Origin of the sequence: Sphingosinicella sp. CPCC 101087 (assembly GCF_004151485.1) — a bacterium.
Taxonomy (GTDB): Bacteria; Pseudomonadota; Alphaproteobacteria; order Sphingomonadales; family Sphingomonadaceae; genus Allosphingosinicella.
In genome coordinates this window covers 1-25,152 of sequence record NZ_SBFF01000014.1, presented here as the reverse complement: position 1 = coordinate 25,152, position 25,152 = coordinate 1, and the positions used below count along the sequence as shown (strand labels likewise).

At 65.9% G+C, this 25,152-nt stretch carries 22 protein-coding genes; 5 read left to right on the top strand and 17 right to left on the bottom strand.

Annotation, left to right across the window (positions count from 1 at the left end; all coding sequences use genetic code 11):
• Nucleotides 1–3: 3 nt before the first annotated feature.
• From EKM57_RS19510 to EKM57_RS19470, 9 genes are all read right to left on the bottom strand, one after another.
• Complete coding sequence (locus EKM57_RS19510; protein ID WP_129794211.1) at nucleotides 4–687, bottom strand: type 1 glutamine amidotransferase; 684 nt, start codon at nucleotides 685–687, stop codon at nucleotides 4–6.
• Nucleotides 688–698: 11 nt separating this feature from the next.
• On the bottom strand, nucleotides 699–1,064 hold the full coding sequence (locus EKM57_RS19505; protein WP_129794210.1) for an ACT domain-containing protein: 366 nt from the start codon (nucleotides 1,062–1,064) through the stop codon (nucleotides 699–701).
• Nucleotides 1,061–2,305, bottom strand: a complete 1,245-nt coding sequence (locus tag EKM57_RS19500) for an argininosuccinate synthase (protein ID WP_129794209.1) — start codon at nucleotides 2,303–2,305, stop codon at nucleotides 1,061–1,063. The genes EKM57_RS19505 and EKM57_RS19500 overlap by 4 nt, the downstream gene beginning before the upstream one ends.
• On the bottom strand, nucleotides 2,302–2,784 hold the full coding sequence (locus EKM57_RS19495) for an arginine repressor (RefSeq protein ID WP_129794208.1): 483 nt from the start codon (nucleotides 2,782–2,784) through the stop codon (nucleotides 2,302–2,304). Before EKM57_RS19495 ends, EKM57_RS19500 begins: the two co-directional genes overlap by 4 nt.
• A gap of 13 nt (nucleotides 2,785–2,797) precedes the next feature.
• Nucleotides 2,798–3,670, bottom strand: coding sequence for an ornithine carbamoyltransferase (gene argF / locus EKM57_RS19490; RefSeq protein WP_129794207.1), 873 nt, complete (start codon nucleotides 3,668–3,670; stop codon nucleotides 2,798–2,800).
• Entirely contained in the window at nucleotides 3,667–4,536 is an 870-nt protein-coding gene (gene argB / locus EKM57_RS19485; RefSeq protein WP_129794206.1) for an acetylglutamate kinase, read from the bottom strand. The genes argF and argB overlap by 4 nt, the downstream gene beginning before the upstream one ends.
• Nucleotides 4,533–5,693: a bifunctional glutamate N-acetyltransferase/amino-acid acetyltransferase ArgJ gene (gene argJ / locus EKM57_RS19480; protein ID WP_165357564.1), complete on the bottom strand. Its 1,161-nt coding sequence runs from the start codon at nucleotides 5,691–5,693 to the stop codon at nucleotides 4,533–4,535. Before argJ ends, argB begins: the two co-directional genes overlap by 4 nt.
• A complete protein-coding gene (gene argC, locus EKM57_RS19475; RefSeq protein WP_129794204.1) occupies nucleotides 5,690–6,700 on the bottom strand; it encodes an N-acetyl-gamma-glutamyl-phosphate reductase in 1,011 nt (336 codons plus the stop codon). The genes argJ and argC overlap by 4 nt, the downstream gene beginning before the upstream one ends.
• Before the next feature lie 63 nt (nucleotides 6,701–6,763).
• Entirely contained in the window at nucleotides 6,764–7,015 is a 252-nt protein-coding gene (locus EKM57_RS19470; RefSeq protein ID WP_129794203.1) for a hypothetical protein, read from the bottom strand.
• 399 nt (nucleotides 7,016–7,414) lie between these two features.
• Here EKM57_RS19470 and EKM57_RS19465 point away from each other — a divergent pair, with 399 nt between their 5' ends.
• Together EKM57_RS19465 and EKM57_RS19460 are read left to right on the top strand one after the other, a co-directional pair.
• Complete coding sequence (locus EKM57_RS19465; protein WP_129794202.1) at nucleotides 7,415–7,777, top strand: hypothetical protein; 363 nt, start codon at nucleotides 7,415–7,417, stop codon at nucleotides 7,775–7,777.
• Between the two features lie 226 nt (nucleotides 7,778–8,003).
• Entirely contained in the window at nucleotides 8,004–9,572 is a 1,569-nt protein-coding gene (locus EKM57_RS19460) for a murein L,D-transpeptidase (RefSeq protein ID WP_129794201.1), read from the top strand.
• A gap of 53 nt (nucleotides 9,573–9,625) precedes the next feature.
• Here the strand turns inward: EKM57_RS19460 and EKM57_RS19455 are convergent, their stop codons facing one another.
• The 3 genes from EKM57_RS19455 to EKM57_RS19445 all read right to left on the bottom strand — a co-directional run bounded on the left by EKM57_RS19455 (nucleotide 9,626) and on the right by EKM57_RS19445 (nucleotide 14,009).
• Complete coding sequence (locus EKM57_RS19455) at nucleotides 9,626–11,464, bottom strand: DUF885 family protein (protein ID WP_165357563.1); 1,839 nt, start codon at nucleotides 11,462–11,464, stop codon at nucleotides 9,626–9,628.
• 43 nt (nucleotides 11,465–11,507) lie between these two features.
• Nucleotides 11,508–12,839, bottom strand: a complete 1,332-nt coding sequence (locus tag EKM57_RS19450; RefSeq protein WP_129794199.1) for an amidohydrolase family protein — start codon at nucleotides 12,837–12,839, stop codon at nucleotides 11,508–11,510.
• A gap of 90 nt (nucleotides 12,840–12,929) precedes the next feature.
• Nucleotides 12,930–14,009 (bottom strand): 3-deoxy-7-phosphoheptulonate synthase, encoded by a 1,080-nt coding sequence (locus EKM57_RS19445; protein ID WP_129794198.1) that lies wholly within the window; start codon nucleotides 14,007–14,009, stop codon nucleotides 12,930–12,932.
• 257 nt (nucleotides 14,010–14,266) lie between these two features.
• Between EKM57_RS19445 and EKM57_RS19440 the strand changes: the two genes are divergently transcribed.
• From EKM57_RS19440 to EKM57_RS19430, 3 genes are all read left to right on the top strand, one after another.
• Complete coding sequence (locus tag EKM57_RS19440) at nucleotides 14,267–16,672, top strand: TonB-dependent receptor (RefSeq protein ID WP_129794197.1); 2,406 nt, start codon at nucleotides 14,267–14,269, stop codon at nucleotides 16,670–16,672.
• 25 nt (nucleotides 16,673–16,697) lie between these two features.
• Entirely contained in the window at nucleotides 16,698–17,936 is a 1,239-nt protein-coding gene (locus EKM57_RS19435; RefSeq protein WP_165357562.1) for an FAD-dependent oxidoreductase, read from the top strand.
• Nucleotides 17,937–18,043: 107 nt separating this feature from the next.
• Entirely contained in the window at nucleotides 18,044–18,256 is a 213-nt protein-coding gene (locus EKM57_RS19430; protein WP_129794195.1) for a YegP family protein, read from the top strand.
• Between the two features lie 35 nt (nucleotides 18,257–18,291).
• Here the strand turns inward: EKM57_RS19430 and EKM57_RS19425 are convergent, their stop codons facing one another.
• The 5 genes from EKM57_RS19425 to phoB all read right to left on the bottom strand — a co-directional run bounded on the left by EKM57_RS19425 (nucleotide 18,292) and on the right by phoB (nucleotide 24,750).
• On the bottom strand, nucleotides 18,292–18,777 hold the full coding sequence (locus tag EKM57_RS19425; RefSeq protein WP_129794194.1) for a hypothetical protein: 486 nt from the start codon (nucleotides 18,775–18,777) through the stop codon (nucleotides 18,292–18,294).
• A 126-nt stretch (nucleotides 18,778–18,903) separates the two neighbouring features.
• Nucleotides 18,904–21,600 carry a TonB-dependent receptor domain-containing protein gene (locus EKM57_RS19420; protein ID WP_129794193.1) on the bottom strand — a complete coding sequence of 899 codons (2,697 nt, stop codon included), beginning with the start codon at nucleotides 21,598–21,600 and terminating at the stop codon, nucleotides 18,904–18,906.
• A gap of 71 nt (nucleotides 21,601–21,671) precedes the next feature.
• Nucleotides 21,672–23,180, bottom strand: coding sequence for a hypothetical protein (locus tag EKM57_RS19415; RefSeq protein ID WP_129794192.1), 1,509 nt, complete (start codon nucleotides 23,178–23,180; stop codon nucleotides 21,672–21,674).
• Between the two features lie 183 nt (nucleotides 23,181–23,363).
• The gene (locus EKM57_RS19410; RefSeq protein ID WP_165357561.1) at nucleotides 23,364–24,026 is read right to left on the bottom strand and encodes a PDZ domain-containing protein; all 663 of its coding nucleotides are present in this window, start codon (nucleotides 24,024–24,026) and stop codon (nucleotides 23,364–23,366) included.
• 31 nt (nucleotides 24,027–24,057) lie between these two features.
• The gene (phoB, locus tag EKM57_RS19405; protein WP_129794190.1) at nucleotides 24,058–24,750 is read right to left on the bottom strand and encodes a phosphate regulon transcriptional regulator PhoB; all 693 of its coding nucleotides are present in this window, start codon (nucleotides 24,748–24,750) and stop codon (nucleotides 24,058–24,060) included.
• Nucleotides 24,751–25,152: the final 402 nt, after the last annotated feature.

Here is a 25,152-nt window from a genome sequence, read left to right as displayed (position 1 = left end):
GGTTCAGCGGGCAAGGAAGCGCCCGATCCATTCGCCGACGCGCGCATTGTCGTTCGGCCCGTCGAGCGAGGCGATCGCCCGGTCCGCGTCGGCGATCCGGTCGCGGCGGCCGTCGATCAGCGCCCGCGCATAATCGGGCGAGAATTCCGGGTGGAACTGGAAGGAAATCGCCGGACGGTCGATCCAGGCCAGGCCGGCATAAGGCGTGAACAGGGATGACGCGATGACGTGCGTCTTCGGCGGCTGGATCACCACCTGGTCCTGGTGCGAGGCCGGGATCGCGACCGCAGGCACGTCGTCCATCCACGGCTCTCGGCGGACCACCGGATAGGTGTGGAGGCCGACGCCCCAGCCCTTCTCCGATTTCTCGACATGGCCGCCAAAGGCCTCGGCCATGATCTGGTGGCCGAAGCAAATGCCCACCACCTTCACATGCCGGTCCGTCGCGCGCAGGAAGGCCGCGAGCTCGCCGATCCAGGGCAGGCCGTCATACACGCCGGCAGGGGAGCCGGTGATCAGATAGGCGTCGTGACCGCGCGGCACCGGCGGCAGCTCGCCGGCCGGCACGTCGTAGCTCTCATAGTTGAAGCCGTCACCGAGCAGGCGCTGGAACATGGCCGGATAGCGGCCGAAGCGGGCGATGAGCGGCTCCGGCGGGGTTCCGGTCTCGAGGATGGCGAGCTTCATGAGGCTTTTCCTCATCGCGCGCCGGCGCGGGAAAGGCCAGCCAGCACCGCCAGCGCCTCCTCCCGTCGGCCCCACGGCACGAACAGATGGTCGTGCCGCAAGCCGGCGACGATGTTCGCGGCGATCCCGGATTCGGCCAGGGCGCCCGCGATTCGCGCCGTAAGCCCCACCGCCTCAAGGCTGGAATGGACGCCGAGCGTGATCCGCGCCCAGCCGGAGCCGGGGCGGATCGCGGTCAGCCCTTCCTCCTCCCGAATCAAGGCAAAGACGCCGCCCAGCGACGGCGGCTCCGCCACCGGCTCGAAGCCATATTCGACCCGGTCGAGCCGCGGCTCGAGCCCGGCGAGAAGCCGGTCGAGATCGGTCTCGCCGCTCAGCCCTGCGCCCTTCGCGCCCGCGTCGCCGCGATGCGCAGCCTGAGGGCGTTCAGGCGGATAAAGCCGGCGGCGTCGCGCTGGTCGTAGCTGCCGCTGCCCTCCTCGAACGTGACCAGATCCTGGTCGTAGAGCGCGAACGGGCTGTCGCGGCCGATCACCGTGGCATTGCCCTTGTAGAGCTTCACCCGCACCGTGCCGGTGACGAATTCCTGGCTCCTGTCGATCAGCGCCTGCAGCATCTCGCGCTCCGGAGAGAACCAGAAGCCGTTATAGATGAGCTTGGCGTAGCGCGGCATGATCTCGTCCTTGAGATGCATGGCGCCGCCGTCCAGCGTGATCGACTCGATGCCGCGATGGGCGGCGAGCAGGATCGCCCCGCCGGGCGTCTCGTAGACGCCGCGCGACTTCATGCCGACGAAGCGGTTCTCGACGAGATCGAGGCGGCCGATGCCGTTATCGTGGCCGAGCTGGTTCAGGCGGGCGAGCAGGTCCGCCGGCGAGAGGCGCTCGCCGTCGATCGCGACCGGATCGCCCTGCTCGAAGGCGATCTCGATCACCGTCGGCCGATCAGGCGCCTCCTCAGGAGAGATCGTCCGCTGATGGACATATTCCGGCGCCTCGACCGAAGGATCCTCGAGCACCTTTCCTTCCGACGAGGAGTGGAGGAGGTTGGCGTCGATGGAGAAGGGGGCCTCGCCCTTCTTGTCCTTGGCGATCGGGATCTGGTGCTTCTCGGCGAAGTCGATCAGCTGCTCGCGGCTGGCGAAGGTCCACTCCCGCCACGGCGCGATCACCCTGATGTCGGGCTCGAGCGCATAATAGCCGAGCTCGAAACGGACCTGGTCGTTGCCCTTGCCCGTCGCGCCGTGACAGACGGCATCGGCGCCGACTGCGCGGGCAATCTCGATCTGCCGCTTGGCGATGAGCGGCCGCGCGATCGACGTGCCGAGCAGATACTGTCCCTCGTAGACGGTGTTCGCCCGAAACATCGGGAAGACATAGTCGCGGACGAATTCCTCGCGCAGGTCCTCGATGAAGATGTTGGCCGGCTTGATGCCGAGCAGCTCGGCCTTGCGCCGCGCCGGCTCGACCTCCTCGCCCTGGCCCAGATCGGCGGTGAAGGTGACGACCTCCGCGCCATATTCGGTCTGAAGCCATTTGAGGATGATGGAGGTGTCGAGGCCGCCGGAATAAGCGAGCACCACCTTCTTCGGGCCTTCGGCCCGGCGCTTGTCACTCATGCGTACACTTCTTTCGCTTTGCCCATCAGCCGCTCGAAGCGGCAGAGGAGGGTGGGAATGGCCACGCCGTCGCGGACGGCAAGGAAGAGGGTGTCGTCGCCCGAGACGGTGCCGGCAATCTCCGGCAGCTGGGCATGGTCGATAGCCGAGGCGACCAAATGGGCGGAGCCGGGTGGCGTCTTGACGATGAGGAGCTGCCCCGCCGCCTCGATCGACAGCACCCATTCGCCGAGGATCCGCTCGAGCCGGCCGGCGGTCCAGTCGGTCTCGGCCATCTGGTCGGGGAGCGCATAGGTGAGCACGCCGCCCCGCTTCACCTTGATCGCGCCGAGCTGCTCGAGATCGCGGGATACCGTCGCCTGGGTAACGGCGAAGCCGAGCGCGCGCAGCCGCTCGGTCGCTTCCTCCTGGCTCGCCAGGGTGCCGCTCCGAAGAAGGTCGGCAAGGGTGCGCAATCGTCGGGAGCGAGTATCGGTCATGACCGATCCCGGCTCACCGCGTCATCATCCAGGCCATCGCGCCGCGCGCCGTGTGCATGCGGTTCTCCGCCTGACGCCAGACCGCCGAGCGGGGGCCGTCCATTACCTCGGACGAGACTTCCTCGCCGCGCCGGGCCGGCAGGCAATGGAGGAACCAGGCATCGGCGCTGCGCGCCATCAGCGCCGCATCGACCTGATAGGCCGCGAAGGCGCGCCTCCGTTCCTCCGCCTCGCCGTCCTGGCCCATCGAGACCCAGACGTCGGTATAGACTATCTGCGCGCCCTCCACGGCTTCCGCGGGATCGGCCACCTGCCGGACGCCGTCGGGGAGCGTGTCCATGACGGTCTCGAGCCCGTAGCCTTGGGGGCTCGCGACGGTGAGCTCCGCTCCGGAGAGCGCGCATGCCTCGGCCAGTGAGCGACAGACGTTGTTGGCGTCGCCGATATAGGCGATGCGGACGCCGTCCAGGCGACCGACGAGTTGCCTGATGGTCAGAAGGTCTGCCAACGCCTGAAGCGGATGATCGGTGTCGGACAGGAGGTTGAGCAGGGGCGTTTCGGTGGCGCCTGCCATGGTGACCAGATCGCTATGGTCCATGACCCGGGCGGCGATGATCTCATGGTAGCAGGACAGGGTGCGGGCCACGTCCTCGGCACTTTCCCGTTCTCCCAGCCCGACCTCGTCCTTCTGGATGTACACAGGATGTCCGCCAAGCTGGACGACCGCCAGCTCCATCGAATTGCGAGTCCGAGCCGAAGGTTTTTGGAAGACCAGGGCAACGCCCTTGCCGGCCAGCGGACGTCCGAGATCGCCGCGTTCCGACAGGGCCAGTATTTCCGCCAGGTCCTGACGGCCGAGGTCGCAGATCTTCAGCAGGTCCTTCACCCCTCCATCTCCCTCTTCACCATCGTCCCGATTCCCTCATCGGTGAGGAGCTCGATCAGCAAGGCATGGGGCACCCGACCGTCGATGATGTGCGCAGTGCCCACGCCTCCGTCGACCGCGTCGGCACAGGCCCGCAGCTTGGGGATCATGCCGGCACTCACGCTCTCATGCTCGATCCGTTCGCGAAGCGCGGAGGCGCCGATCCGGCGCACGAGGCTGCTTTCGTCCTTGACGTCCGCCAGCAGGCCGGGGGCCGCGGTCAGATACACGATCTTCTCGGCCGCCATAGCGACGGCAATAGCGCGCGCCGCCTCGTCGGCGTTGACGTTGTAGGCCTGGCCGCTCTCGTCCGCGCCGATCGTCGAGACGACCGGGGTCAGTCCTTCGTCCAGCAGCCGGTGCAGAACCGAGGCGCGCACTTTGCTGACGTCGCCGACGAAGCCCAGCGACGCCTCCCGCGGCGCGACGGTCAGCATACCGGCGTCCTCGCCGGAAACGCCAACCGCGACCGGCTCTTCGCGCGTCTCGCGATTGATCGTGGCGACCAGGTCGCGATTGATCTTGCCGACCAGCACCATGCGAACCAGCTCGAGGGTTTCCGCGTCGGTGACGCGAAGGCCGTTGCGAAATTCCGGCTCTTTGCCGACACGCCGCATCATGGCATCGACCTGGGGACCGCCGCCATGCACGAGGACGCAGCGCACCCCGACGCTGCGCAGCAGCAGGACGTCCTGGGCAAGCGCCCGGTCGAGCTCCGCGTCGATGGCGGCGCCGCCCAACTTCACCACGACGACCTTGCCGGCGAATCGGTAGACATAGGGCAGCGCCTGGACGAGCACGCGCGCAGTTTCTCCGGCACTCATCATGACGTCTTCACATTTTCCTTGATGTAGCCGGGGCCGAGGTCGATCCCGATCACTTGTGCCCGGCCCTCGCCGACGCCCAAAGCGACCTCGATGTCGATCTGCTCGTTCTTCATGTGCGTGGCGACTTCTGCCTCGTCATGCGCGATCGGCGCACCCCCGCGCGCGACGACGATGCCGCCATAGGCGACGGTGCACCGCTCGACCTCGAAGGCGACCCCCGCCGATCCGGCCGCGGCGAGCAATCGGCCCCAATAAGGGTCGCCCCCGTGCCAACTGCACTTCACCAGATTGTTTTCCGCGATATTCTTGGCCGCGACACGCGCCTCCTCATCGCTGGCGGCACCGCTGACGAGGAGCTTGACCATCTTGGTCATGCCTTCGGCATCACGTGCCATCTGCAGCGTCAGGTCTTCGCAGACGCGGTGCACGGCATCGGCGAATTCGGCGCGATCGGGGGCGCCGCGCCGGCCGCTCGCCATCAGCACGGCCGTATCGTTGGTGGAAGTTGCGCCATCCACGTTGAGAGTGTTGAAGGTGCGGTCTGCCGCGTCCTTGAGCACCGCTTGAAGCACTTCGCGATCGACCTGTGCGTCGGTGGTCAGGAAAGCGAGCATCGTCGCCATGTTCGGGGCGATCATCCCGCAGCCCTTTGCCATTCCTCCGACGGTGAAGGTGGAGCCGCGAACGACCGCCTCCTTCGGCAGGTGATCGGTCGTGAGGATTCCCTTCGCGGCGTCTGCGGCGCCTTCGATCGATAGCTTCTTCGCCAGTTTCGGCGCCGCAGCCACGATGACGTCCATCGGCAGCGGCGTGCCGATGATACCGGTCGAGCAGACCAGGACGTCCTGCTCCGCTATGCCGAGCGCTTCGGCGGCGGACTGCCCCATCGCCGTGGCGTCGGCCAGGCCGCGGGCGCCGGTGCCCGCATTGGCATTGCCGCTGTTGACGATGATCGCGGCTGCCTTGCCGCCATTGCCGGCGAGCCGAGCGCGCGACAGCGTGACCGGCGGCGCGACGAATTTGTTCTGGGTGAAGACGGCAACGGTCGTGACCGGTTGCAGATCGGCGGTCGCGAGCAGCGCCATGTCGTGCCGGCGCCGCTTGATTCCGGCATGGCAGCCGGCCGCGACGAAGCCTTCGGCGGCGGTCACGCTCACGGCCACATTCCAGCTTTGGGAAGGCCCGCCGCCTCGTCGAGGCCGAGCATGAGGTTGGCGCATTGGATCATCTGGCCGGCGGCCCCTTTCACGAGATTGTCGAGCGCGGCGATAGCAAGGACGCGGCCGGTGCGTTCGTCGTAGCGCGCGGTGAGATGGACGGCGTTGGATCCACAGGTCCATTTGGTCGAGGGCGGCCTCTCAGACACCTGGATGAAGGGTTCGCCGGCATAAGCGGCCTCGAGGGCCCTGAGCGGCTCGTCGGGCTCCAGAGGACGTGCCGCGACCCCGTGACACGTGGCGAGAATGCCGCGATTCACCGGGGCAAGGTGCGGCGTGAACAGCAAGCCGGCACCCAGCAGCATCTCCATCTCGGCAGTATGGCGGTGACCGAGCAGGCCATAAGCAGTCAGATTCTCGTCGACCGTGTTGAAATGAGTCTCTTCCTTGAGCGCCTTGCCGGCGCCCGAGACGCCGGACGCGGCGTCGACGACGATCGTTCCCGGTTGAATGAGGTCGAGCAACGGCCTCAGCGCGAGGATGGCCGAGGTTGGATAGCATCCCGCCGCCGCAACGGTTTTCGAGGCGGCTATCCGAGCACGGTTCACTTCGGGGATGCCGTAGACGAAGCGGCCCATGAGCTCCGGCGCGCGGTGAGGCTCCTTGTACCAGCGTTCATAGGTGGCGGCGTCGTCAAGGCGGAAGTCGGCGCCCAGATCGACGAAGGGAATGCCGCGCTCGATGATCGCGGGAGCGACCTCTTGGGACTTGCCGTGAGGAAGCGCCGCGAAGACCATGCCGACGCCGTCGAGCGCCGACGGCGAGAACGTCTCGACAGTCAGATCCGGATAAGCGAGCCCGAGATGTGGATGGACTTGCGCAAGCTGCTGCCCGGCCTGGCTGTCACCGAACAGCCGGACGGGGCGCAGCACGGGATGCAGGGCGGAGAGCCGCAGCAACTCCGCCCCAACGAATCCGGAAGCTCCAAGAATGGCAATGTCGATCATTGGCCGCCATATGCATGCTCATGAATATTTATGCAAGAGCATGCATGCGACCAAATTCTGCCCTTACGGGCTGACCGGCGCTTCCTCTTCGTCGTCGCCCAGCAGCTCGATCAGCCCCCAGACCAGCAGCGCCAGGGCAACCGCTGCAGCCACCCACAATGTGGTACCCTGCAATTCGCTGCCACCCTCTACGCTGGCGCCGGTGCGCTCGACAGAGGCGGCTGGGGCAGCCGGCGCTGCGGTCTGTGCGACGGCGGCACTGCTGGCGCTTATGAGGGACGCTGCGGCGACCGCCGCAAGCAAAGATGAACGCATTCTCGACCTCCCTAGAAGATGCGCGGGCGCATACCCCCCACCGCAATCCTGATCCATCCACGATCGACCATCGGCTGCGAACGCTATCGCGAGCCGCATCCCGGCCGATCGACGTAATCCGATAACTCGCCATCGTTCAGGACGGCAGCGTCAACTTGCCCCGATCGTGGCCGTTACGGCAAGGAGAAATTCTCGCATCTGCGACGTAGGCGCCCGGTCCGGGAACGGCTTAACGTATTTAAGGCACCGTTGAACGGAGGAGTCCGAATTTGGAACGGACCCGATTTCGTCGGCGGAACGATGCCCCACGTTCGTCGTTTCTTGGCTGCCGTTGCGGGCAACACCTTGCCGCGGACTTCTGTCGGCCTCTGTTTCCCCGCCCGCATCAGGGAGGAATATATGACGAAGATGATTGCTACGGTCCTGCTGGCAGGATCCATGTCCCTTGCCGCCTGCACCACCGCTGACGGTGATCGCGACACGCTTGCGAGCGCCGGTACGGGTGCTGCAGTGGGTGCCGCTGCCGGTGCTGGCGCCGGTGCGCTTATAGGCGGGCTCAGCCCGATTACCGGTGCCGTGGTTGGCGCCGCCATCGGCGGCATCGCCGGCGCCGTCTGGGCCGATCAGGATAATGACGGCTATGCCGATGGCTATATGTATAACGGCACCTACTATCAGGGATCGCCGCCGCCGCATCTGCAGCAGCCTGCGGCTCCGCCGCCGCCGCCGCCGGCTCCGGTCTATTCGGGCGAGCGGGGCTGAGTTCCCGTCGACGAATGAAGGTTTAGACGCCGGCCGGGAAACCGGCCGGCGTCTCCGGTATGGCGTTCGGGTCCTGCCTCGCCCCGGCCTTGTGCGACCTTGGGAACGAAAGGGCGGTGCCCCCCGTTCGGATGGTCGGATCTCATGCGAGAGGTTCGGCTTTCGGTGCAACCAAGGGGAAGAAGTTGGTGATGCGTAGCGAGGATCGGTCGCGGGACGGTCCTGAATGAACGATATTCCCTCATATTCGAATTGGTTCCGGTCCCGCCGCTTGCTTGCGGCGGCAGCGGCCGGTTTGCTTTGCGTCGCGTCGCTGCCGGCCGCTGCGTCGGCCGCGGACGCGGAGCCTGCTGCCGTCCAGGCGTTGATCCGCCAGGGCTCGGGCACGGATTCGAGGCTGTCGACTTTCTATCGAGCGCGTGGCTATCGGCCCTTGTGGGTGAAGTCGGACTCGCTGGCCTCGGAGGCGCGCACCTTCGTCCGCGCCCTTCGCGGCACCGGATTTCCAGCGGCAGCAAATCTGGACGCGGCTGTCGCCGCTGCGCGGGGCGGTGCTCCAGCCGCGCTAGCGGACGCCGAGTTGCGTCTCACCCAAGCCCTTCTCGCTTTCGTCGACGATGTTCCGAACGTGAACGTCGGCATGAACTATATCGACGAAGAACTCGAACCCCGGTCCGAGCGGCGCGGCCCCACGTCTATTTCGAGCCTTCGCGACGTCGATGACCTCATCGAGGGTCTCGATCGTGGCAATCCGGTCTACGTCCAACTACGCCACGCTTTGGCCGCTTACCGGCAGCGGTGGGGCAGCCTGCCGCAGGTTCGTATCCCCGGTGGGCCGGCGCTGCGTGTCGGCGCACGTGGATCGAGAGTTCAGGCCTTGCGGCGACGCCTTGGCCTGCCCGCTTCCGGCACGTTCGATCCCCAAGTTGCCGAAATCCTCAAGTCGTTCCAGCGTGCCCATGGGCTGCCGGACGATGGCATTGCGGGCACGGGAACCATCGCGGCGCTCAATCGCGGGCCGGCTCATTATGAGCGGCTGCTCGAGGCGAACCTCGCCCGCGCCCGGGCCCTCCCGGAAAATCCCGGCCGCCGCTTCATTCTCGTCGACGCCGCAGCGGCGCGCCTGTGGATGTACGAAAACGGGCGTCCGGTCGACAGCATGCGAGTGATCGTCGGGAAATCGAGCGAGCAGACGCCGATGATGGCGGCCCTGATCCGCTATGCTGCGCTCAATCCCTATTGGAACATTCCCCCCGATCTGGCCCGCGTACGCGCCGTAAACGTCCAGCGCCAGGGTCCGTCCTATCTGCAGCGCGAGCAATATGAGGTCCTGTCGGACTGGTCCGAAAATGCTGTGGTCCTCCATCCGAGCCAGGTCGACTGGGCGGCGGTCGCCGCGGGCCGGCAGCAGTTGAGAATGCGTCAGTTGCCCGGCCCTCGAAACATGATGGGCGAAATCAAGCTGATGATGCCCAATCATCTCGGCATCTACCTGCACGACACGCCCGATCGGGAGCTGTTCAACCGGTCCGACCGCTGGCTCAGCTCGGGCTGCGTCAGGCTGGAGGACGCCTGGCGCCTCTCTCGATGGTTGTTTGGCCGGGACATCGGCCCGACGAGCGGCGAGCCGGAGGAGGAAGTGAAGCTTCGGCGGCTCGTGCCGGTCTTCATCACTTATCTTACGGTTGCCCCGTCGGAGGGCGGGCTCGAATTTCGGGACGACATCTATAATCGTGACCGTAGCCTTCTGGCCCAGCTTGACCGCGGAAGCGCGCGGTTCGCCTCAACCGAATAGGGCCAGTGGCCGGACCGGATGGACATGGCCAGGTCGGCGCGGCGATCCCGTCGTCAGCCGAGCCGCGTCCGGGTCCAGTCAGCGACGACCGTTGCGAGCACCTCGAGGGGCATGTCGCCCCCGAGCAGCACGGCGTCGTGAAACGACTTGATGTCGAAGCGTGCACCGAGCCGGCTGCGCGCCTCTTCGCGAAGCCGAACCATCTCATTGTGTCCGATCTTGTAGCTGCACGCCTGACCGGGCCAGACGATATAGCGCTCCACCTCGCTGGTCGCGGAGATCGGATCCAGCCCAACCTGTTCTGTGAAATAGGCGATGGCCTGTTCGCGGCTCCAGCCCCTCGAATGGAGTCCGGTGTCGAGAACGATGCGGGCGGCGCGGTACAGGAAGCTCTGGAGCATGCCGATCCGGCCCTGAGGAAAATCGGCATAGACGCCGATCTCGTCGGCGAGCTGCTCGGCATAGAGGCCCCACCCTTCGCCGAACGCCGGGATGCCGATATTGCGGTGGAGAAGCGGGATATCCTCGCTTCCTAACACGATTGCGCCCTGCCAGAGATGGCCGGGGACGCTTTCATGATAGGTCAAGGTCGGCAGCGACCATTTCGGCCAGATGCTCGTATCGACCAGGTTGATGTAGAAGGTCCCGGGCCGCGATCCGTCCAAACTGCCGCCCTGGGCGTAACCGCGTGGAGCCCCGGCCTCGATCGCAGGCGGTACGCGCCGAATGGCCATGCCTGCGTCCGGAATGGTGTTGAAATATTCAGGCATGCGCCCGCGTATCTCTTCGAGCATCCGGTTGAGGTCCGCGATCAGCGCCGCACGTCCCGCATCGTCATTCGAGTAGAGATAGCGCTCGAGCCGACCGAGCTCGGTAAGCCGCGCGCCGACACTTCCCTCGGTGAGTCCTTCCCGTCGCAGCAGCGGATCGACCGCGGCCTGGAGTTCGGCCACTTGCGCGAGGCCCATTTGATGGGCCTGGTCTGGCGTCAATGCCGTGCTCGTATGGAAGCGAAGGCACAGATTGTAGAAGCGCTCCCCATCGGGGAGCCGACTAGCCGCCGCTTCCTGGCCGGCTCCGCGGCGAAGCTCGCCGAGCAGCGCGATCTGCCGATCGAGTGCGGCGGCGAGGCGGCCGTCGACGATCCCGGCCGCCTGGGTCGCCCAGTCGCCCTCAACGCCCTTGTCGCGCGCCCGCCGAACGAGCGACTGGACGAGGCCCGATTCGTGCCCCTCCTCGCGCCGAAGCGCCCGTGTCTGCGTGAGCGCCTTGTCGATGATATAGGCCGGCGGCACCACGCCTCGGGCCGCATCGGCGCGCGCACGATCCACTTCCTGGTTTACCGCGCGGGCGAATTCCTCAAGGCGCGCAACATAGGCCTGTGCATCCTCGCGAGTGTCGATGCTGTGTTGGCTGTCCAGGAAGTCGGGAACGTTCTGATAGGCGCCCGACAGCTGCGAGATCACATAGGGGATCGGATAATTGTAGCCGCCGATGCCCCCATAATCGAACGTCGCCGCCTCGCTCATCCGCTCGCCGAGCCAAAGCACGGTATCGAGCCATGCCCGCTCGCGCCCCTCGACCAGCGAGCGGTCGATCTGCCGAAGCTGGGGCAGCTGATCGAGCAGCGGCCGATAGGGACCCATCTTGCCGGCCGGCGAAGCGTCGCTCAGGCGGCTTTTCAGAAAGGCGCGTTCGCCGGTGTCGAGCCCAAGTCCGCTCGCCATCTCCGGCGAAGCGCGGAGCATGCCCTCGAAGATGCTGTCGTACAGGGATCGGGCCGCGGCGGTGTCGGAACGCGGGGCGAGACCTGCGCAGCCCTGCAGCACAAACGCACCGGTCGCCGCGGCGGAGGTGAGCAGGAACCGGCGACGATCGAGGGTGAAGGTCATGAAGGTCATTCTCCACTGGGACGAACGGATGCGGAGCGGTCGGTCATTCGTCGAGGCGGTGGACACGCCCGCGTGCCATCACGAAATCCATGTCGCGGAGCACGCCGACGTCGCTCAGCGGGTCTCCGCCGACAGCGACGATATCGGCCACCTTGCCGGGCTCGATCGTGCCGACCTCGGCGGCCAGGCCGAGCAGGTCGGCGGCATTGACCGTCGCGGCGACGATCGCCGACATCGGGTCCATGCCGTGCTCGACCATCAGCAGGAACTCGTCCGCGTTGCGGCCGTGCATAGATACGCCGGCATCGGTTCCGAAGGCGATCCGCACGCCCGCGGGAACCGCGCGGCGCAGCGACTGGCCGGTGATTCCGATCCGCCATTCGATCTTCTCGCGTACCTCTCCAGTATAGGCGCCCGGATTGTTGCGCAGGCGCTCGATATAGCCGTTCACGGTCGAGAGGGTCGGCACATAATAAGCGCGGGTCTCACGCATCAGACGGATGCCTTCGTCGTCCAGCATGGTGCCGTGTTCGATCGAGTCGGCGCCGGCGCGGAGCGCCAGGACAATGCCGTCCGCGCCATGGGCGTGAACCGCTACCTTGCGGCCGTAAAGGTGCGCCGTCTCGACGATTGCCCTTGCTTCATCCTCGAGCATCTGTGCGCCGAGCCCCAGGCCGATTCGGCTGTTTACCCCTCCGGTCGTGGCGATCTTGATCACGTCGGCCCCGCGCGCGATCTGCTGCCTCACCGCGCGGCGGCAATCGTCGGCACCGTCGCACGTGCTTCCCGACTTCAACAAGGCTTCGTGAAATTCCTCGCGCACGCCAAGCGTCGGATCCATGTGGCCGGTCGTCGTCGATATCGATGTGCCTGAGTCGACGATTCGCGGGCCGATAGCCCAGCCCCGCGAAATTGCGTCGCGCAGGCCGAGCGTGACCCCGCTGTCGGCGCCGAGATTTCGGACGGTCGTGAAGCCAGCGTCGAGCGTCTTGCGCGCATTCCACGCCGCTTCATAGGCGCGCAGCGGGACGCTGTCGGTGATCTCGGCAAGCTGTCCTTCGACCCCGGCGCGATCGGAGGTGAGGTGGACGTGGGAATCGATCAGCCCCGGCAGTACGAAGCGGTCGGACAGGTCGATCAGCCGCGCTCCGGCAGGGGCCGGGACCAGGCCGTCCTGGACCGCCTCGATCCGTCCGCCCCGGACGATGATGCTGGCATTTCGGCGTGGTGGGCGGCCCGGCCGATCGAGCAAGGTGCCGGCATGGATGACGATCGTCTCGCCGGCTGGTGGCGGTGCCGGCGGTGCCGGCTGCGCGGTGTGCGCGGGGCCGGCGAAAATCAGCATGGAAAGGGCCAGGAAGCTGGTCAGTCGCATATCATTCCCCCGTTATTTTCCGCGACGTTAGACAGGCAGTGCGGAGGTGGGAACCGCTTTTCCACCGACGTGCGTGCCGCGTGGGAGAGCTCAGGCCGAGCGTAAAGCGGTGGCCGAGGCGGCACGCCGCAGAGCCACACCCTGCGCCAGGCGGTCGAGCAACTCGACCGTCTCGTCCCAGCCGACGCAGCCGTCGGTGATGCTCTGTCCGTAGAGCAGAGCGGTGCCGGGGACGAGATCCTGGCTGCCGCCGACGAGGTGGCTCTCGATCATCACGCCGAAGATCCGGCGCTCGCCCTGGCCGACCTGGCCGGCAATGTCCTCGATCACGGCGCGCTGATTTTCGGGCTGCTTGCGGCTGTTGCCATGGCTGGCGTCCACCATCAGCCGGCAGGGCAGGCCGGCGGCGCTGGCAGCACGGCTCGCAAACTCGATGCTGTCGCGGTCGTAATTGGGCTGCTGGCCGCCGCGCAGGATGACGTGGCAATCCTCATTGCCGCTGGTCGCGACGATCGCGGAATGCCCCCCTTTGGTGACCGACAGGAAATGGTGCGGTTGCGATGCAGCCTTCACGGCATCCAAAGCGATGCGGAGGTTTCCGTCGGTGCCGTTCTTGAAGCCCACTGGACAGGAAAGGCCCGATGCAAGCTCGCGGTGCACCTGTGATTCGGTCGTGCGGGCGCCGATTGCGCCCCAGGCGATCAGGTCCGCGACATATTGCGGCGTGATCATGTCGAGATATTCCGTCCCCGCGGGAAGTCCCAACTCCGCGATGTCGAGCAGCAGTTCGCGGGCCGTGCGCAGCCCCTTGTTGATCTTGAAGCTGCCGTCCAGATCGGGGTCGTTGATCAGCCCCTTCCAGCCGACGGTCGTTCGCGGCTTCTCGAAATAGACGCGCATGACGATCTCGAGCCGGTCGGAAAGCCGGCGGCGCTGCTCGACCAGCCGGCCGGCATATTCGCGCGCCGCGCCCGGGTCGTGGATCGAGCAGGGCCCGACGACGACCAGCAACCTGTCGTCGAGGCCGTGGAGTATGGCGTGGATCGCCGCTCGCGACGCGAAGACGGTCTCTCCAGCCGCTTCGCTGATCGGGAATTCTCGCAGCACGTGCGCCGGCGGCGACAATTCCTTGATCTCGAGAATTCGGGTGTCGTCGACCTGGTGCGCCATGTTCATCGATCCGGTCTGGTTGGGAGCTTGGTGGCCAGTCTAGCGCGGCCGGAGGACAAAGTCAGGCTCTCGGCGAATTTGAACGCGTTCCGCACGTCGACTTCCGCGTTCGGCTCGGAGGGCGGACGGGGAGGAACCAGGGGCGTGTTGCCTCGCCACCACAGTTGATGACGTTTTTATGTCAGTCCCTGCTCCGTGCTGTCCAGTCGCGTGAAGAAGGAGTATTTCATCGCCGAAACATAAAGGAGGGGAATATTATGCTCGGCATTGCCCCGTTTGCGCAACGTCGCGTCCTTTTCGGCCCCGCCGCCTCCATCCTCGCTCTGGCGGCCTCTGATGCGGCCATGGCCCAGGATCCGCAGCCCCGAGCGGGGGCGGAGGAGCAGAGCATCATCGTCACCGCCACGAAACGGGAAACGTCGCTGCTCGAGGTTCCCTTCTCGATAAACGCGCAGACGGAAGCGGACATTCAGCGCTCCGGCGCCACCACGATCGAGGATTTGTCGCGCAATGTGGCCGGTCTCTCGATCCAGAATCTCGGTCCCGGTCAGAGCCAGGTGTCCGTGCGCGGCGTCTCCGCCGGACAGATCGTGCGCGATCAACCGGGCGTGAAGGAGCAGGTCGGCGTCTATCTCGACGAATCGGTCATCTCGCTGTCGCTGTTCACGCCCGACATCGATCTGTTCGACCTCAACCGGGTGGAGACGCTGCGCGGTCCGCAGGGGACCTTGTTCGGGTCCGGATCGGTCGGCGGCACGATCCGCTACATCACCAACCAGCCGGACCTCGACCGGATCGAAGCTTTGGTCGAAGGCAATCTCAACCTGGTCGACGATGACGATTTCGGCGGCCACATCAAGGGCATGGTCAACCTCCCCGTCGGCGAGAGCGTCGCCGTGCGGGCCGTCGGTTACTACACCCGCTACGGCGGCTTCATCGAGGCGCTCCGCGAGGGCGGGGGAATCGACGAGGACGTCAATGACGGCCATCGCGTGGGTGGCCGCGTCGCCATCACCTTCGAGCCGAGCGACGCGATCAGGATCACGCCGCGGATTCTCTATCAGGAGATCCGCGCCGACGGATTCAATCGTCAGGAGGTATATAATCTCTTCGCCAACCCTTTCACCACGACCCGTCCTGCCGTGACGTTCGACGAGCGCCAGCAATTCCTGCTGCTCGATGAGAGCTTTGCCGACGACACCCTGCTCACGGACCTGACCGCCAGCTTCGGCTTCGGCGGCGTAGAGCTGACCTCGGTATCGACCTACATCAATCGGGACATCCTCGTCAGCCGCGACGCGAGCTCGCTCAGTGGCAGCGTCTCGGTCGATCTCGGCTTTCCGGAAGAGGCCGTGCTGTTGCCGTCGAACCTCGTGGACAGGACGGATCTCGAAACCTTCTCGCAGGAAGTGCGGCTGAGCTCCACCGGCGACGGGCCGTTCCAGTGGGTGGTTGGCGGCTTCTATTCCAAGACCGACCGCTTTTATCGCCAGCGCCTCCCCACCCCCGGCTATGACGCCTTTACCGACGCGACGCTCGGTCCGGGCACGGCAGCATCGGTAGCGAACGGCTTCGGCCCGGATTCGCCCTACAATGCCGACCTGCCGTACGATATTCGCCAGACTGCCTTCTTCGGCGAGGCGAGCTACGACATCACCGACCGCCTCACCGCCACCGCCGGCGGCCGCTATTACGATTTCGAGGAGGAAAGGCGGTTTACCTCCGGCGGGCTGTTCGCGAACGGCGACGACCGGACCGACCGGACGACCTCGAATGGCTTCAGTCCGCGCTTCATCCTGAGCTGGGAGGCTGTGGAGGACATCCGCTTCAACGCTCAGGCGTCGAAAGGCTTTCGGCTCGGCGGCGTCAACGATCCGCTCAACCTACCGCTCTGCACGCCGGAAGACGAAGCCATTTTCGGCGGCTTTCAGGACTATGACGACGAAAGCTTGTGGAACTATGAGGTGGGGGTTCGCGGCCAGCGCGGCGCGATCGGTTTCCATGCCGCCGCTTTCTATACCGACATCAGCAACCTCCAGGTGACGCTGGACGCGGGGTCCTGTTCGTCGCGTATCGTCTTCAATGCCGAGAAGGCGCACACCATGGGGGTGGAAGCGGAGCTGTCGGCTGAGCCGGTGGACGGTCTTGCCCTTTCGCTTGCCGCCAGTCTGATCGAGGCGGAATTCGATTCCACCGTCCGCGACGGCGCCGGCAACGTCATCGGCGGCATTCGCGAAGGCAATCGCCTGCCGTCGGTGCCCGAGTTCCAATTCTCCGCCGACGCCAGCTACAGCTTCCCAATCGCGGCCGGGGCGGAAGCGTTTGTCGGCGCCTCCTATCAGCATGTCGGGAGCCGCTACACCCAGCCGGGGGACCAGGAGGACAGTCCGCGCGCCTTCGTGCACGGCCTTCCGTTCGGCGGCGCCCCCGCCACGGCCGCGACGATCGTGGATCTCCGGCTTCCGGCCTATGACTATGTCAACCTGAGCGCAGGCGTGGATTGGGAGAATGGGCTCGGTGTCATGGTCTACGTCACCAACCTGTTCGACGAGAACGCCCTGCTTTCCTTCGATCGCGAGCGCGGCGGCCGGGCTCGGCTCGGCTTCAATGTCGGCCAGCCTCGGATCATCGGCATCACCGTGCGAAAGCGCTTCGGCTCCTGATCGCGCTCGGCCCCTCTTGCCTGGCGTGACCCGTCGCAGCCTGATCGCCGGCGCGGCGGCTGCGGCCGCTGTCCCGGCGGTGGCGGCCGGGCCGGGTCCGCTGGTCGGGCGGCAACGATGGGACGTGATCGTCGTCGGCGCCGGGGTGTTCGGCGCCTGGACGGCGAAGCGGCTGCTCGAGGCCGGAAGGCGGGTCCTCTTGCTCGACGCCTGGGGCCCGGCACATGCGCGCGCGTCGTCGGGCGGAGAGAGCCGGATGACTCGTAGCGCCTATGGCGCCGACGCGGTCTATACGCGCATGGCGGTCGAATCGCTGCCGGAGTGGCGCCGCCTCTCCGACGCCGCGGGGCTGCCCATCTTCCAACCGACGGGGGTCCTGTTCTTCTTTCAGCGCGTCGAGTCCTTCCTCGAGGAAACGATTCAGGCGCACCGTCGGCTCGGCCTTCCGACGGAGTTGTTCGATGCGGCGACAATGCGAAGGCGATTCCCCCAGATCGACTTCGCCGGCGTCGAAGCCGGTCTGTTCGAGCCCGACTTTGGCGTCTTGCTCGCCCGGCGCGCCGTCCAGAGCCTGGTCGCCGAATTCGTTCGCGCCGGCGGCGAGTATCGGCAGGTGGCGGTTCGGCCCCCGACCGCGGCCCACGCGCTCGAGCAGGTCGTGTCCGCCGAGGGCGTGCCGCTCAGCGCCGACCATTTCGTCTTCGCCTGCGGCCCTTGGCTCGGCCGGTTGTTCCCGGACCTGCTCGGCTCCCGCATCTTCCCGACCCGCCAGGAAGTCTTCTTCTTCGCGCCGCCACCCGGGGCCGACGATTTTGCCTCCGCGCGTCTCCCGGCTTGGGCGGATTATAATGACGGCGACATCTATTACGGCTTCCCCGACCTGGAAGGGCGGGGCTTCAAGATTGCGCACGACGCCCATGGTCCTCCGCTCGACCCCGACGTCGGCGACCGGACTCCCTCGGCCGGAGCGCTTGCGGATGTTCGTACCTACATGGCGCGCCGCTTTCCCGCTCTGGTTCGCAGTCCGCTCAGCGAAGCTCGAGTCTGCCAATATGAGAACAGCTCGAACGGCGACCTCCTGATCGATTTCCATCCGCAATGGGCCAATACCTTGCTGGTAGGTGCCGGGTCCGGACACGGCTTCAAGCACGGGCCCGCGGTCGGCCGTTATGCCGCCGACCTGTTGCTCGGGACGCACGCTCGGGCCGAGTCGCGCTTTTCGCTGGAGACCAAGGAGGCGGTCCAGGCGAGGGCCGTCCATTGACTGTTTCTGGCGCCGCTTCTCCGATAGCAAGACGTTGAAAACCGGCTATATCCGCCGGGACTCGGCATCCCGGGGCCGCGAGTCGGCCGCGGACGGAGGACTGGCGGATGTATTTCGAGATTTACGAGCGTGAGCGAAGCGTTGTCGCATCGCTCAGGGGCAGCCGGCTGATGGGCGGTGGAGACTGGCGCTGGCGCCTCAAGCGGGACGACGACCAGATCGTCGCGTCCGGTGACGGTTATCCGACCCGGTCGCAGTGCGAGCGGGCGGTCTTCGACCTGAAGCAGGAGATTGCGGCGGCACCCTTGCGGTTTCTCTAGCTCGGCGGCGGCGCCGCCAGGTGCGGAACGGCGCCTCAGACGATGGCGGTCTGCGGACGGGCGGGGAACGGGCATCGGCCGGTTCGGAGCATGACGGCCGGGCCGACGCCGGAACCCAGCAGCCGCCTTACACTCGATGCCGCCCACGCCAGAGCACCTGGAAGCCCGTGCGGAATTTCGGGAAGTGCGAAGGGCTCACCCGGCCCCGCAGCGGCGGCGATCATCAGCAGTACGGCGCGCTCGTCCTCGCTAAGGGTTCGGCTGCAGCAGCATTCCGCCTTGAGCGGACGGCCGAGGCAGCTTTCCGTCAGCTGAAACAAGCTTCCCAGTGCGATGGCCGCCTCCGGCGGACAATCGATCTGGCGAGCCAACTCCACCAGAGTTGGCAGTGGATTGGCCAGTTCGTCCCGCGCCGCGGCCCAGCGGCGAAGCAACCTCACCGTCACCAGCGCGTTCCAGTCCAACCCGCTCTTCATCCGGCCGACGTGCATCGCGCTCTCCTGTTCGCTATTGCGTCTCATTCTCAATAACGAGATCGAGGATAAGACGCAACCAGGATGGAGGCGTGGGCGCTGGCCAAAAAGTTGGGCCGGCGCAACCTCGCGGTGAAGCGTGGCTGGCCGGCCCTGAAAGCCCCGTACTCCGGATCAGAAGCGGAAGGTCGCTCCGAAGCTGAAGGTCCGGCCGAGATCGTAGGTGTTGGTATCGATCCGCGAGCCGTTCAAGGACTGGAATTCCTCGTAATTCTCGCGCGTGAGATTGCGCGCCTCGAACTTCAGCTCCACCTCGGTGTTGAAGATCCGCACCCCCTCGCGCCACACGAAGTCGATGCGAAGGCCCGGCTCCTCGATCAGGTCGGGCTGCTGGCCGAGGCCACGGTTCGAAACCCGGCGGCTGGAATAGGTCAGCAGCAGGGTCTGCTGCGACAGCCGGTCGGTTCCTTCCAGGCCAAGCTGCAGATTGACGAGATGGCGCGATTGTCCGGTCAGCGGCGTCCCATCGTCGAACACGTTTTCTGCCGGGACCGGCAAGCCACCCGTGCCCACCGGAATCGTCGTATCGCCTTCCCGCACCCTGATCTCGGACTCCGAGAAGGTGTAGTTGGCGATGGTGACCAGCCGGCGCGTCGAGAAGAACGGGGCATCCGAGACCCAGTCTAGCGGGAAGTAGCGCTGCGCTTCCACTTCGACGCCGTAAAGCTGGGCCGATGGGGCATTGGCGAAGGTGGTGAAGAAGGTGCCACCCTGCTGGAACGCGATCGCCTCGATCGGCCGATCGATGTCCTTGTAAAATCCGGCCACCGTCAGCCGCTCGTCGCGGCCGAAATACCATTCGAACCGAGCCTCGGCATTGAGCAGCTCGCTGTCCGTCAGGAACTGGTTGCCGAAAAAGGTTCGATCCGTCTCCGTGTCGAGATATTGCTGCGGCGCCAGTTCGCGGAACTGAGGCCGGGCAATGGTCTTCGAGGCGTGCAACCGCAGCTGCATGTCGGGAGTCATCGACCAGGTTAGGGTCGCTGCGGGCAGGATATAGGATTCCTCGATCTCCGTGGGGATGATCGATTCACCGCCGAGGCCGAACAGGTCGAGCGGAGTGACCGACTGGCTGCCGTCCTCGTATCGCGCGCCGGCCGAGATCTGGAGACCATCGATCGGCTCGATCTGCGCCTGGCCGTAGAAAGCGTGCACTTCCAGATCGGCATCGTAAGCAGCGGCGCCCGCCGTTCCCGAGACCTCGGTGAGCACGATATTGTAGGTATAGATGTTGTAGTCGGACAGGAGATAGTCTGGCCGCTGCTGCGCCACCTCGAACGGAAGCACGTCGAGCGGGGTGAAGCGGAAGTCGCGCCGCGTCGAGCTGCGCTCGTTGAGGTAATAGGCATATCCGGCCGACAAGGTGAGGTTCGCGAGGCTCGGAATCCTCCAGCTCAGGTCGCCCGAAGCCGACCACACCTCGTCATCGAGCTCGCTGAACGATATTCGCGCATTCTGGCCGTTGGTGCGCAGGTCGTTGACATAGTCGTCGGCGACGGGGTCGTAGCGGTAGCTGAAGGTGCGCTCATACGGGGAGTCGCGCTGCGACTTGGCATAGGCACCGCGCAGGTCGATCCCGAAATCGCCGAAACGGAACTCGCCGACGCCCTGGGTCGAAAGGAGCTGCCGCTCGAACCATGCGGTGTTGCTGATGTTGACGGGATCGGAGCCGACGTTGATCTCGTTCGTGCCGGCCTGGATGCGCGCTTCCTTGAGCACGTCCCTGATATAGAGATTCGTCCACCTCAGGCGATGTTCGCCGAATTCGAGACCGACCCCCGCGAGGCCGTTGAGGACGACGCGATTCTCCGTGCTGACGAATCGATAGTCGACGTCGGGCTGGAGCGTGTCGACCCCGTCGATCGGGGTGATTCCGGCGGCGATCTGCTGCAGGCCGCCTCGCGTCTGCCAGCTGTTGGAATAGCCGAGCGCGGCGATCAGTCCGAGCTCGACGCCGCCGCCCAGGTCGAAAGACGTGCCGCCATTGATGTTGGCGCTCCAGTTCGGCGGAATCTCCTCGTTGCGCTGAATGACGCTGGTGCGGGAATTGGAGAGGCTGGCGGTGATGTCTTGCACCTGCCGCAGCGAGAAATTCTGGCCGACGACGAGCAGGTTTCCGCTGTCAAGCGCATCCCGGAGCGGCCCCGGTACGCTGCGCTCGCCATTGTCGAAACTGGTCCAGTCGGTGCGGCTGCCGAAATAGGTGTAGCCGAGCTGGAAGGTGGTTTCATCGTCGGCGCCGATGCTGGCCCCGATGTCCAGGTACGGCTCGTCGGGAACGGCGCGCGTGGTCAGGTTGATGACGCCGCCGCCGAACTCGCCCGGATAGGCCGGCGAATAGCTCTTCTGGACCACGGAGCTAGCGATCACGCCGGTGGGGAAAAGGTCGAGTGGAATGGTACGGCGAAGCGGCTCGGGCGAGGGCAAGGGCGAACCGTTCAGCAAGGCGAGCGAGTAGCGCTCGCCGAGACCGCGAACGAAGACGAACCGGCCGCCCACGACCGAAAGGCCGGTGACCCGCTGCAGCGCACCGGCAATGTCGCCTTCGCCGGTCCGCTCGATATCCTCGGTGGAGAGGACTGAAAGGACCTGCGGCGCCTGGCGGATCTCGTTGCGTGACCGCCGGCCGGTAATGGTGATGCTCTCGCCCAGGTCCGCGCCGGGACCCGAGATTTCGACTTCTTGCTCCGGCTCTTGCTCGGCGGTCGCCGGCGGCGTTGCCGTCGCCGGATCCGCGCCGCCGGTGCTCTGGGCGAACGCCGGCGCCGTCAGCGCCGTCGACAGAAGAAGGATGATTGGTGCGGCTTTCATTTATCTGCCCCCGATAATGCTGTGAACGGGGGCGGCGGCCGCAGCCGCCGCCCCGTCGTGGCTGCGCGCGCTCAGGCGGCCGGGTTGGCGGTGCACGATCCGGTGGTGAAGCCGAGCCCGCAGGTCCAGCCGACGAACCACAGGTCGGAGCTGTCGCGGACCGCCCCGATATAGCCGACATTCTGGAAGAACGAGCTGATCGAAGTCGGATCGGTGGCGACCACGCCGCTCTCGTTCGGGCCGTTGACGAACAGGTTCCCCAGCGTCGACGTGCCGTCGGCAACATTGTTGTTGCCGGAGAAGACCGCCTGGATCTGGGCGGCCGTCACGTCGGCTTCGTCGCGGAACGGCGTCGGGCACGAAAAGAAGGTCGACCGGAAGATGGGCGGACCCTCTTCGTCGTCGGCCGCACCGGCCGGCTGCATGGTGACCGAACCGTCGTCGACGTCGAGGCAATTGCCTTGGCCGGTAACCACGCTGTTGAACAGGGCGAAATCCATCCCGCCGCGAAGGTTCAGGACGTCGTTCGAGCGCCGGTTGACGAAGGTCGCATTGGCGAATTTCGGGAAAGAGCGCGGCGTATTGTTGCCGTTGCCCGAAGTGTCGCCTTCGATCACCTTGTCGCCGCCCCCGGTGCGCTGCACGACGAGAACGAACTGGTTCGCGCCCTTGTAGCCGAAGTCGGTGTCGAGGCTGTCGTCGTCCGCGCCGGTGATGACGATGTAGCGCCCATTGACGGTTCCGCCGAACCATTCGATGCCGTCGTCGGAGCTGTTGTGCACCTGCACGTGATCAATCATCGTGCCGCTGCCGACGCCGGCAAGCGTGATCCCGTTGAGCTCGTTGCCGGTTGAGACTTCGAAGCCGGGATAGCGGACCTGAACGTAGCGGATGCGGCCGCTATTGTCGTTCGCCGTCGCGCCGCCATAGAAGCCCGTCGTTCCCTCGACCTGCGACTGGCAATTGACGCTGCCGCCGGGCACGTTGGGCTGGTTGCAGGCCTGGATCGGCGCGCGGCCGAGCAGGACGATGCCGCCGAATTGGCCGATCGAATCGTCGGTCGCCGTGCCTTCGATATTGGAGCGGCTGGTGAAGATGATGGGGCTGTTCGGCGTACCTTCCGCGATCAGCTGTGATCCGCGGTTGACGATCAGGAAGTCGAGACCGCCCGAGCCGAAGATGACGACGCCCGGATCGATGCTGAGCTGGCCGGTTTCGCAGCCGGCGAGTGGCGCAGCCGGATCCGGTCCGCAATCGGTGCCGACCTGAACGCGGCCGGACAGGGAATAGACTACGCCGGCGAGGTTCTGGACCAGGCGCTGACCGGTGATCGTTCCGGAGATTTCGCAGTTGCGCCGGTTGCCGAGCACGCCGCGATCGGTCGTATTGGTGGGGCAGGAGGCTGCCGGTCCACCCGTGGGCGGCGGCGGCGAGGGCGGCGGTGCGGGCGGGTTGCCGCCGCCATTGTTTGGCGGCGGGACGACGACGCCTTCGCCCGGCGAGGCGATATCGTCGGCCCCGCAGGCCGCCAGCGGAATGACCGCCCAACTGAGCAGAAGTAGCTTGCGGAACTTGGACATGCTGACCCCCTTTGTGGTTCGGAGTGGAAGCGACTCGCTGGATGCGACGCTTTCGAAAGCGGGGGCTAAGATGATTCTGTGATAGTTGTGTTACAGACCAGTTCGTCGAATTTCTGAAACACTAATGAATACAATCCGTAATTATCCAGAAACATTAGTGTAATAGACGCAATTCTACCTAGACTAAGTCCTTGGATTTACGTCGAGTGAAGCACGCATTCTCCGGCCGCCTCGTTCGAACTCGAACTCGGCGGTGAAGGAACCGGCAATCTCGTTCGGCAGCTCGAGCACCTTTTCGTCGCTGTCGAAATGCTGCCCGTTGACGCTGACGATCACGTCTCCGGGCCGAAGTCCGGCCCGTTGCAGGAGCGGGAGGTTCGCGCCCGGACGCACGGCATAGCCCGTGATTCGGCCGTTCGCACGGCGCGGTGCGAGGCCGAATCGGTAGGCCAGGGCTTCGTCGCGCCGGGAGCCGGCGCTGGGGACCGCCGGTTCCGCGGCCGACGCGGGCGCTTCCGGCGGCCGCGCCCCGTCGAAACCAAGACGCACCTCGCCTCCGTCCGAAGCCAGGACGACATGGTTCTGCTCGATCCGCGCGACCTTCAGGCCCGGGCGGATCTCGCGGCCGATGGCGAAAAAGGACTGCCCACCGTCGGCAAGCCCGATGACGGCGCCCCGCCCGAGCAGGCCGAAGAGACGCAACCCGTCCGCATTCGGTGCCGGAATCGGAGCTTGCACCGGGGCCGGCGCGATCGGCGGGGGCGGCAGCGGCGGGAGAGGAGCCGGCGCCGGCACCGTGCCCGGCTCCCGAAGCATCAGCAACGCCAGCAGCCCGGCGGTAGCCAATCCGGCGCCCGCCAGGGCCCGTCGGCGAAGATCAGGCCGCTTCGTCGTCGAGAGCATAGCCTGCCTGCCTGACGGTGCGGATCAACTCCGGCTTGCCGGGAGCGCCGAGGGCCTGACGCAGACGACGGACATGGACGTCGACCGTGCGTATCTCGATCTCCTTGTCGCGGCCCCATACGAGGTCGAGCAGCCGCTCGCGCGAGAAGACGCGGCGCGGATTTTCCATCAGCTGGCGCAGCAGCCTGAACTCGGTTGGTCCGAGCGGCACGTTCTGGCCGCCCCGGCGAACCCGGTGGCGCGCCAGGTCCATCTCGAGATCGGCGAAACGCAGCTCCTCGCTCGGCTGGACGGGGCGCGACCGGCGCATCACCGCGCCGATCCGGGCGATGAGCTCGCGTGGGGAAAAGGGCTTGGTGACATAATCGTCGGCGCCGGTATCGAGACCGCAGATCCGATCGCCCTCCTCGTCGCGGCCGGTGATCATGATGATTGGGACGCTGGCAGTGCCGGGCGTTCGGCGAAGGCGTCGGCAGACCTCGATTCCCGAAATGCCCTCGATCATCCAGTCCAGCAGGATGACGTCGGGCGGCGATTCCTTCGCCAGCATGAGCGCCTCCTCGCCGTCGGGAGTCTGCGCAACCTCGAACGCTTCGCGTTCGAGATGCCATCTCAGCAGCTCGATCAGTCCCGGATCGTCTTCGACCAGAAGCAGCCGCGGCTTCATGCCGCCCCCGATGCCGGTAGGGTTTCCTGTGCGCTGGAACGGCTCACTTCCGCCTCCTGGACCCGCCATCCATGTTGATGGCCTAGTCGCAAGAGCAGCAGGGTTCGGTGACAAGTGAGTGACAATTCGATGAATGCTTGAGGAATGTCTGCTTTGGCCCCCACATTTTGACGTCGAGCACCGATTCAAACTGTAACAATTTGCAGCGACCTTAGGCCCATCCTCAAGCCCATCGAGCCATCGGAGGCGCGCATGAGACCGAACCGACTTATGGCGGCCGAGGCCGACCATATCCGATCAAAGCGACTCTCGAAGCTCGATCGGGGCATTGGTCCTTCTGGGACGCCGCGTCGTCGTTATCGGACGATCTGGATTTCGGACGTTCATCTTGGGACGCGCGGC

What these genes read in the sequence shown, in the direction of transcription:
- EKM57_RS19510 (WP_129794211.1), bottom strand. Translation starts at nt 687, where the DNA reads ATGAAGCTCGCCATCCTCGAGACCGGAACCCCGCCGGAGCCGCTCATC.
- EKM57_RS19500 (WP_129794209.1), bottom strand. Translation starts at nt 2,305, where the DNA reads ATGAGTGACAAGCGCCGGGCCGAAGGCCCGAAGAAGGTGGTGCTCGCT.
- EKM57_RS19495 (WP_129794208.1), bottom strand. Translation starts at nt 2,784, where the DNA reads ATGACCGATACTCGCTCCCGACGATTGCGCACCCTTGCCGACCTTCTT.
- argB (WP_129794206.1), bottom strand. Translation starts at nt 4,536, where the DNA reads ATGATGAGTGCCGGAGAAACTGCGCGCGTGCTCGTCCAGGCGCTGCCC.
- argC (WP_129794204.1), bottom strand. Translation starts at nt 6,700, where the DNA reads ATGATCGACATTGCCATTCTTGGAGCTTCCGGATTCGTTGGGGCGGAG.
- EKM57_RS19470 (WP_129794203.1), bottom strand. Translation starts at nt 7,015, where the DNA reads ATGCGTTCATCTTTGCTTGCGGCGGTCGCCGCAGCGTCCCTCATAAGC.
- EKM57_RS19465 (WP_129794202.1), top strand. Translation starts at nt 7,415, where the DNA reads ATGACGAAGATGATTGCTACGGTCCTGCTGGCAGGATCCATGTCCCTT.
- EKM57_RS19460 (WP_129794201.1), top strand. Translation starts at nt 8,004, where the DNA reads ATGAACGATATTCCCTCATATTCGAATTGGTTCCGGTCCCGCCGCTTG.
- EKM57_RS19455 (WP_165357563.1), bottom strand. Translation starts at nt 11,464, where the DNA reads ATGACCTTCACCCTCGATCGTCGCCGGTTCCTGCTCACCTCCGCCGCG.
- EKM57_RS19450 (WP_129794199.1), bottom strand. Translation starts at nt 12,839, where the DNA reads ATGCGACTGACCAGCTTCCTGGCCCTTTCCATGCTGATTTTCGCCGGC.
- EKM57_RS19445 (WP_129794198.1), bottom strand. Translation starts at nt 14,009, where the DNA reads ATGGCGCACCAGGTCGACGACACCCGAATTCTCGAGATCAAGGAATTG.
- EKM57_RS19440 (WP_129794197.1), top strand. Translation starts at nt 14,267, where the DNA reads ATGCTCGGCATTGCCCCGTTTGCGCAACGTCGCGTCCTTTTCGGCCCC.
- EKM57_RS19430 (WP_129794195.1), top strand. Translation starts at nt 18,044, where the DNA reads ATGTATTTCGAGATTTACGAGCGTGAGCGAAGCGTTGTCGCATCGCTC.
- EKM57_RS19425 (WP_129794194.1), bottom strand. Translation starts at nt 18,777, where the DNA reads ATGAGACGCAATAGCGAACAGGAGAGCGCGATGCACGTCGGCCGGATG.
- EKM57_RS19420 (WP_129794193.1), bottom strand. Translation starts at nt 21,600, where the DNA reads ATGAAAGCCGCACCAATCATCCTTCTTCTGTCGACGGCGCTGACGGCG.
- EKM57_RS19415 (WP_129794192.1), bottom strand. Translation starts at nt 23,180, where the DNA reads ATGTCCAAGTTCCGCAAGCTACTTCTGCTCAGTTGGGCGGTCATTCCG.
- phoB (WP_129794190.1), bottom strand. Translation starts at nt 24,750, where the DNA reads ATGAAGCCGCGGCTGCTTCTGGTCGAAGACGATCCGGGACTGATCGAG.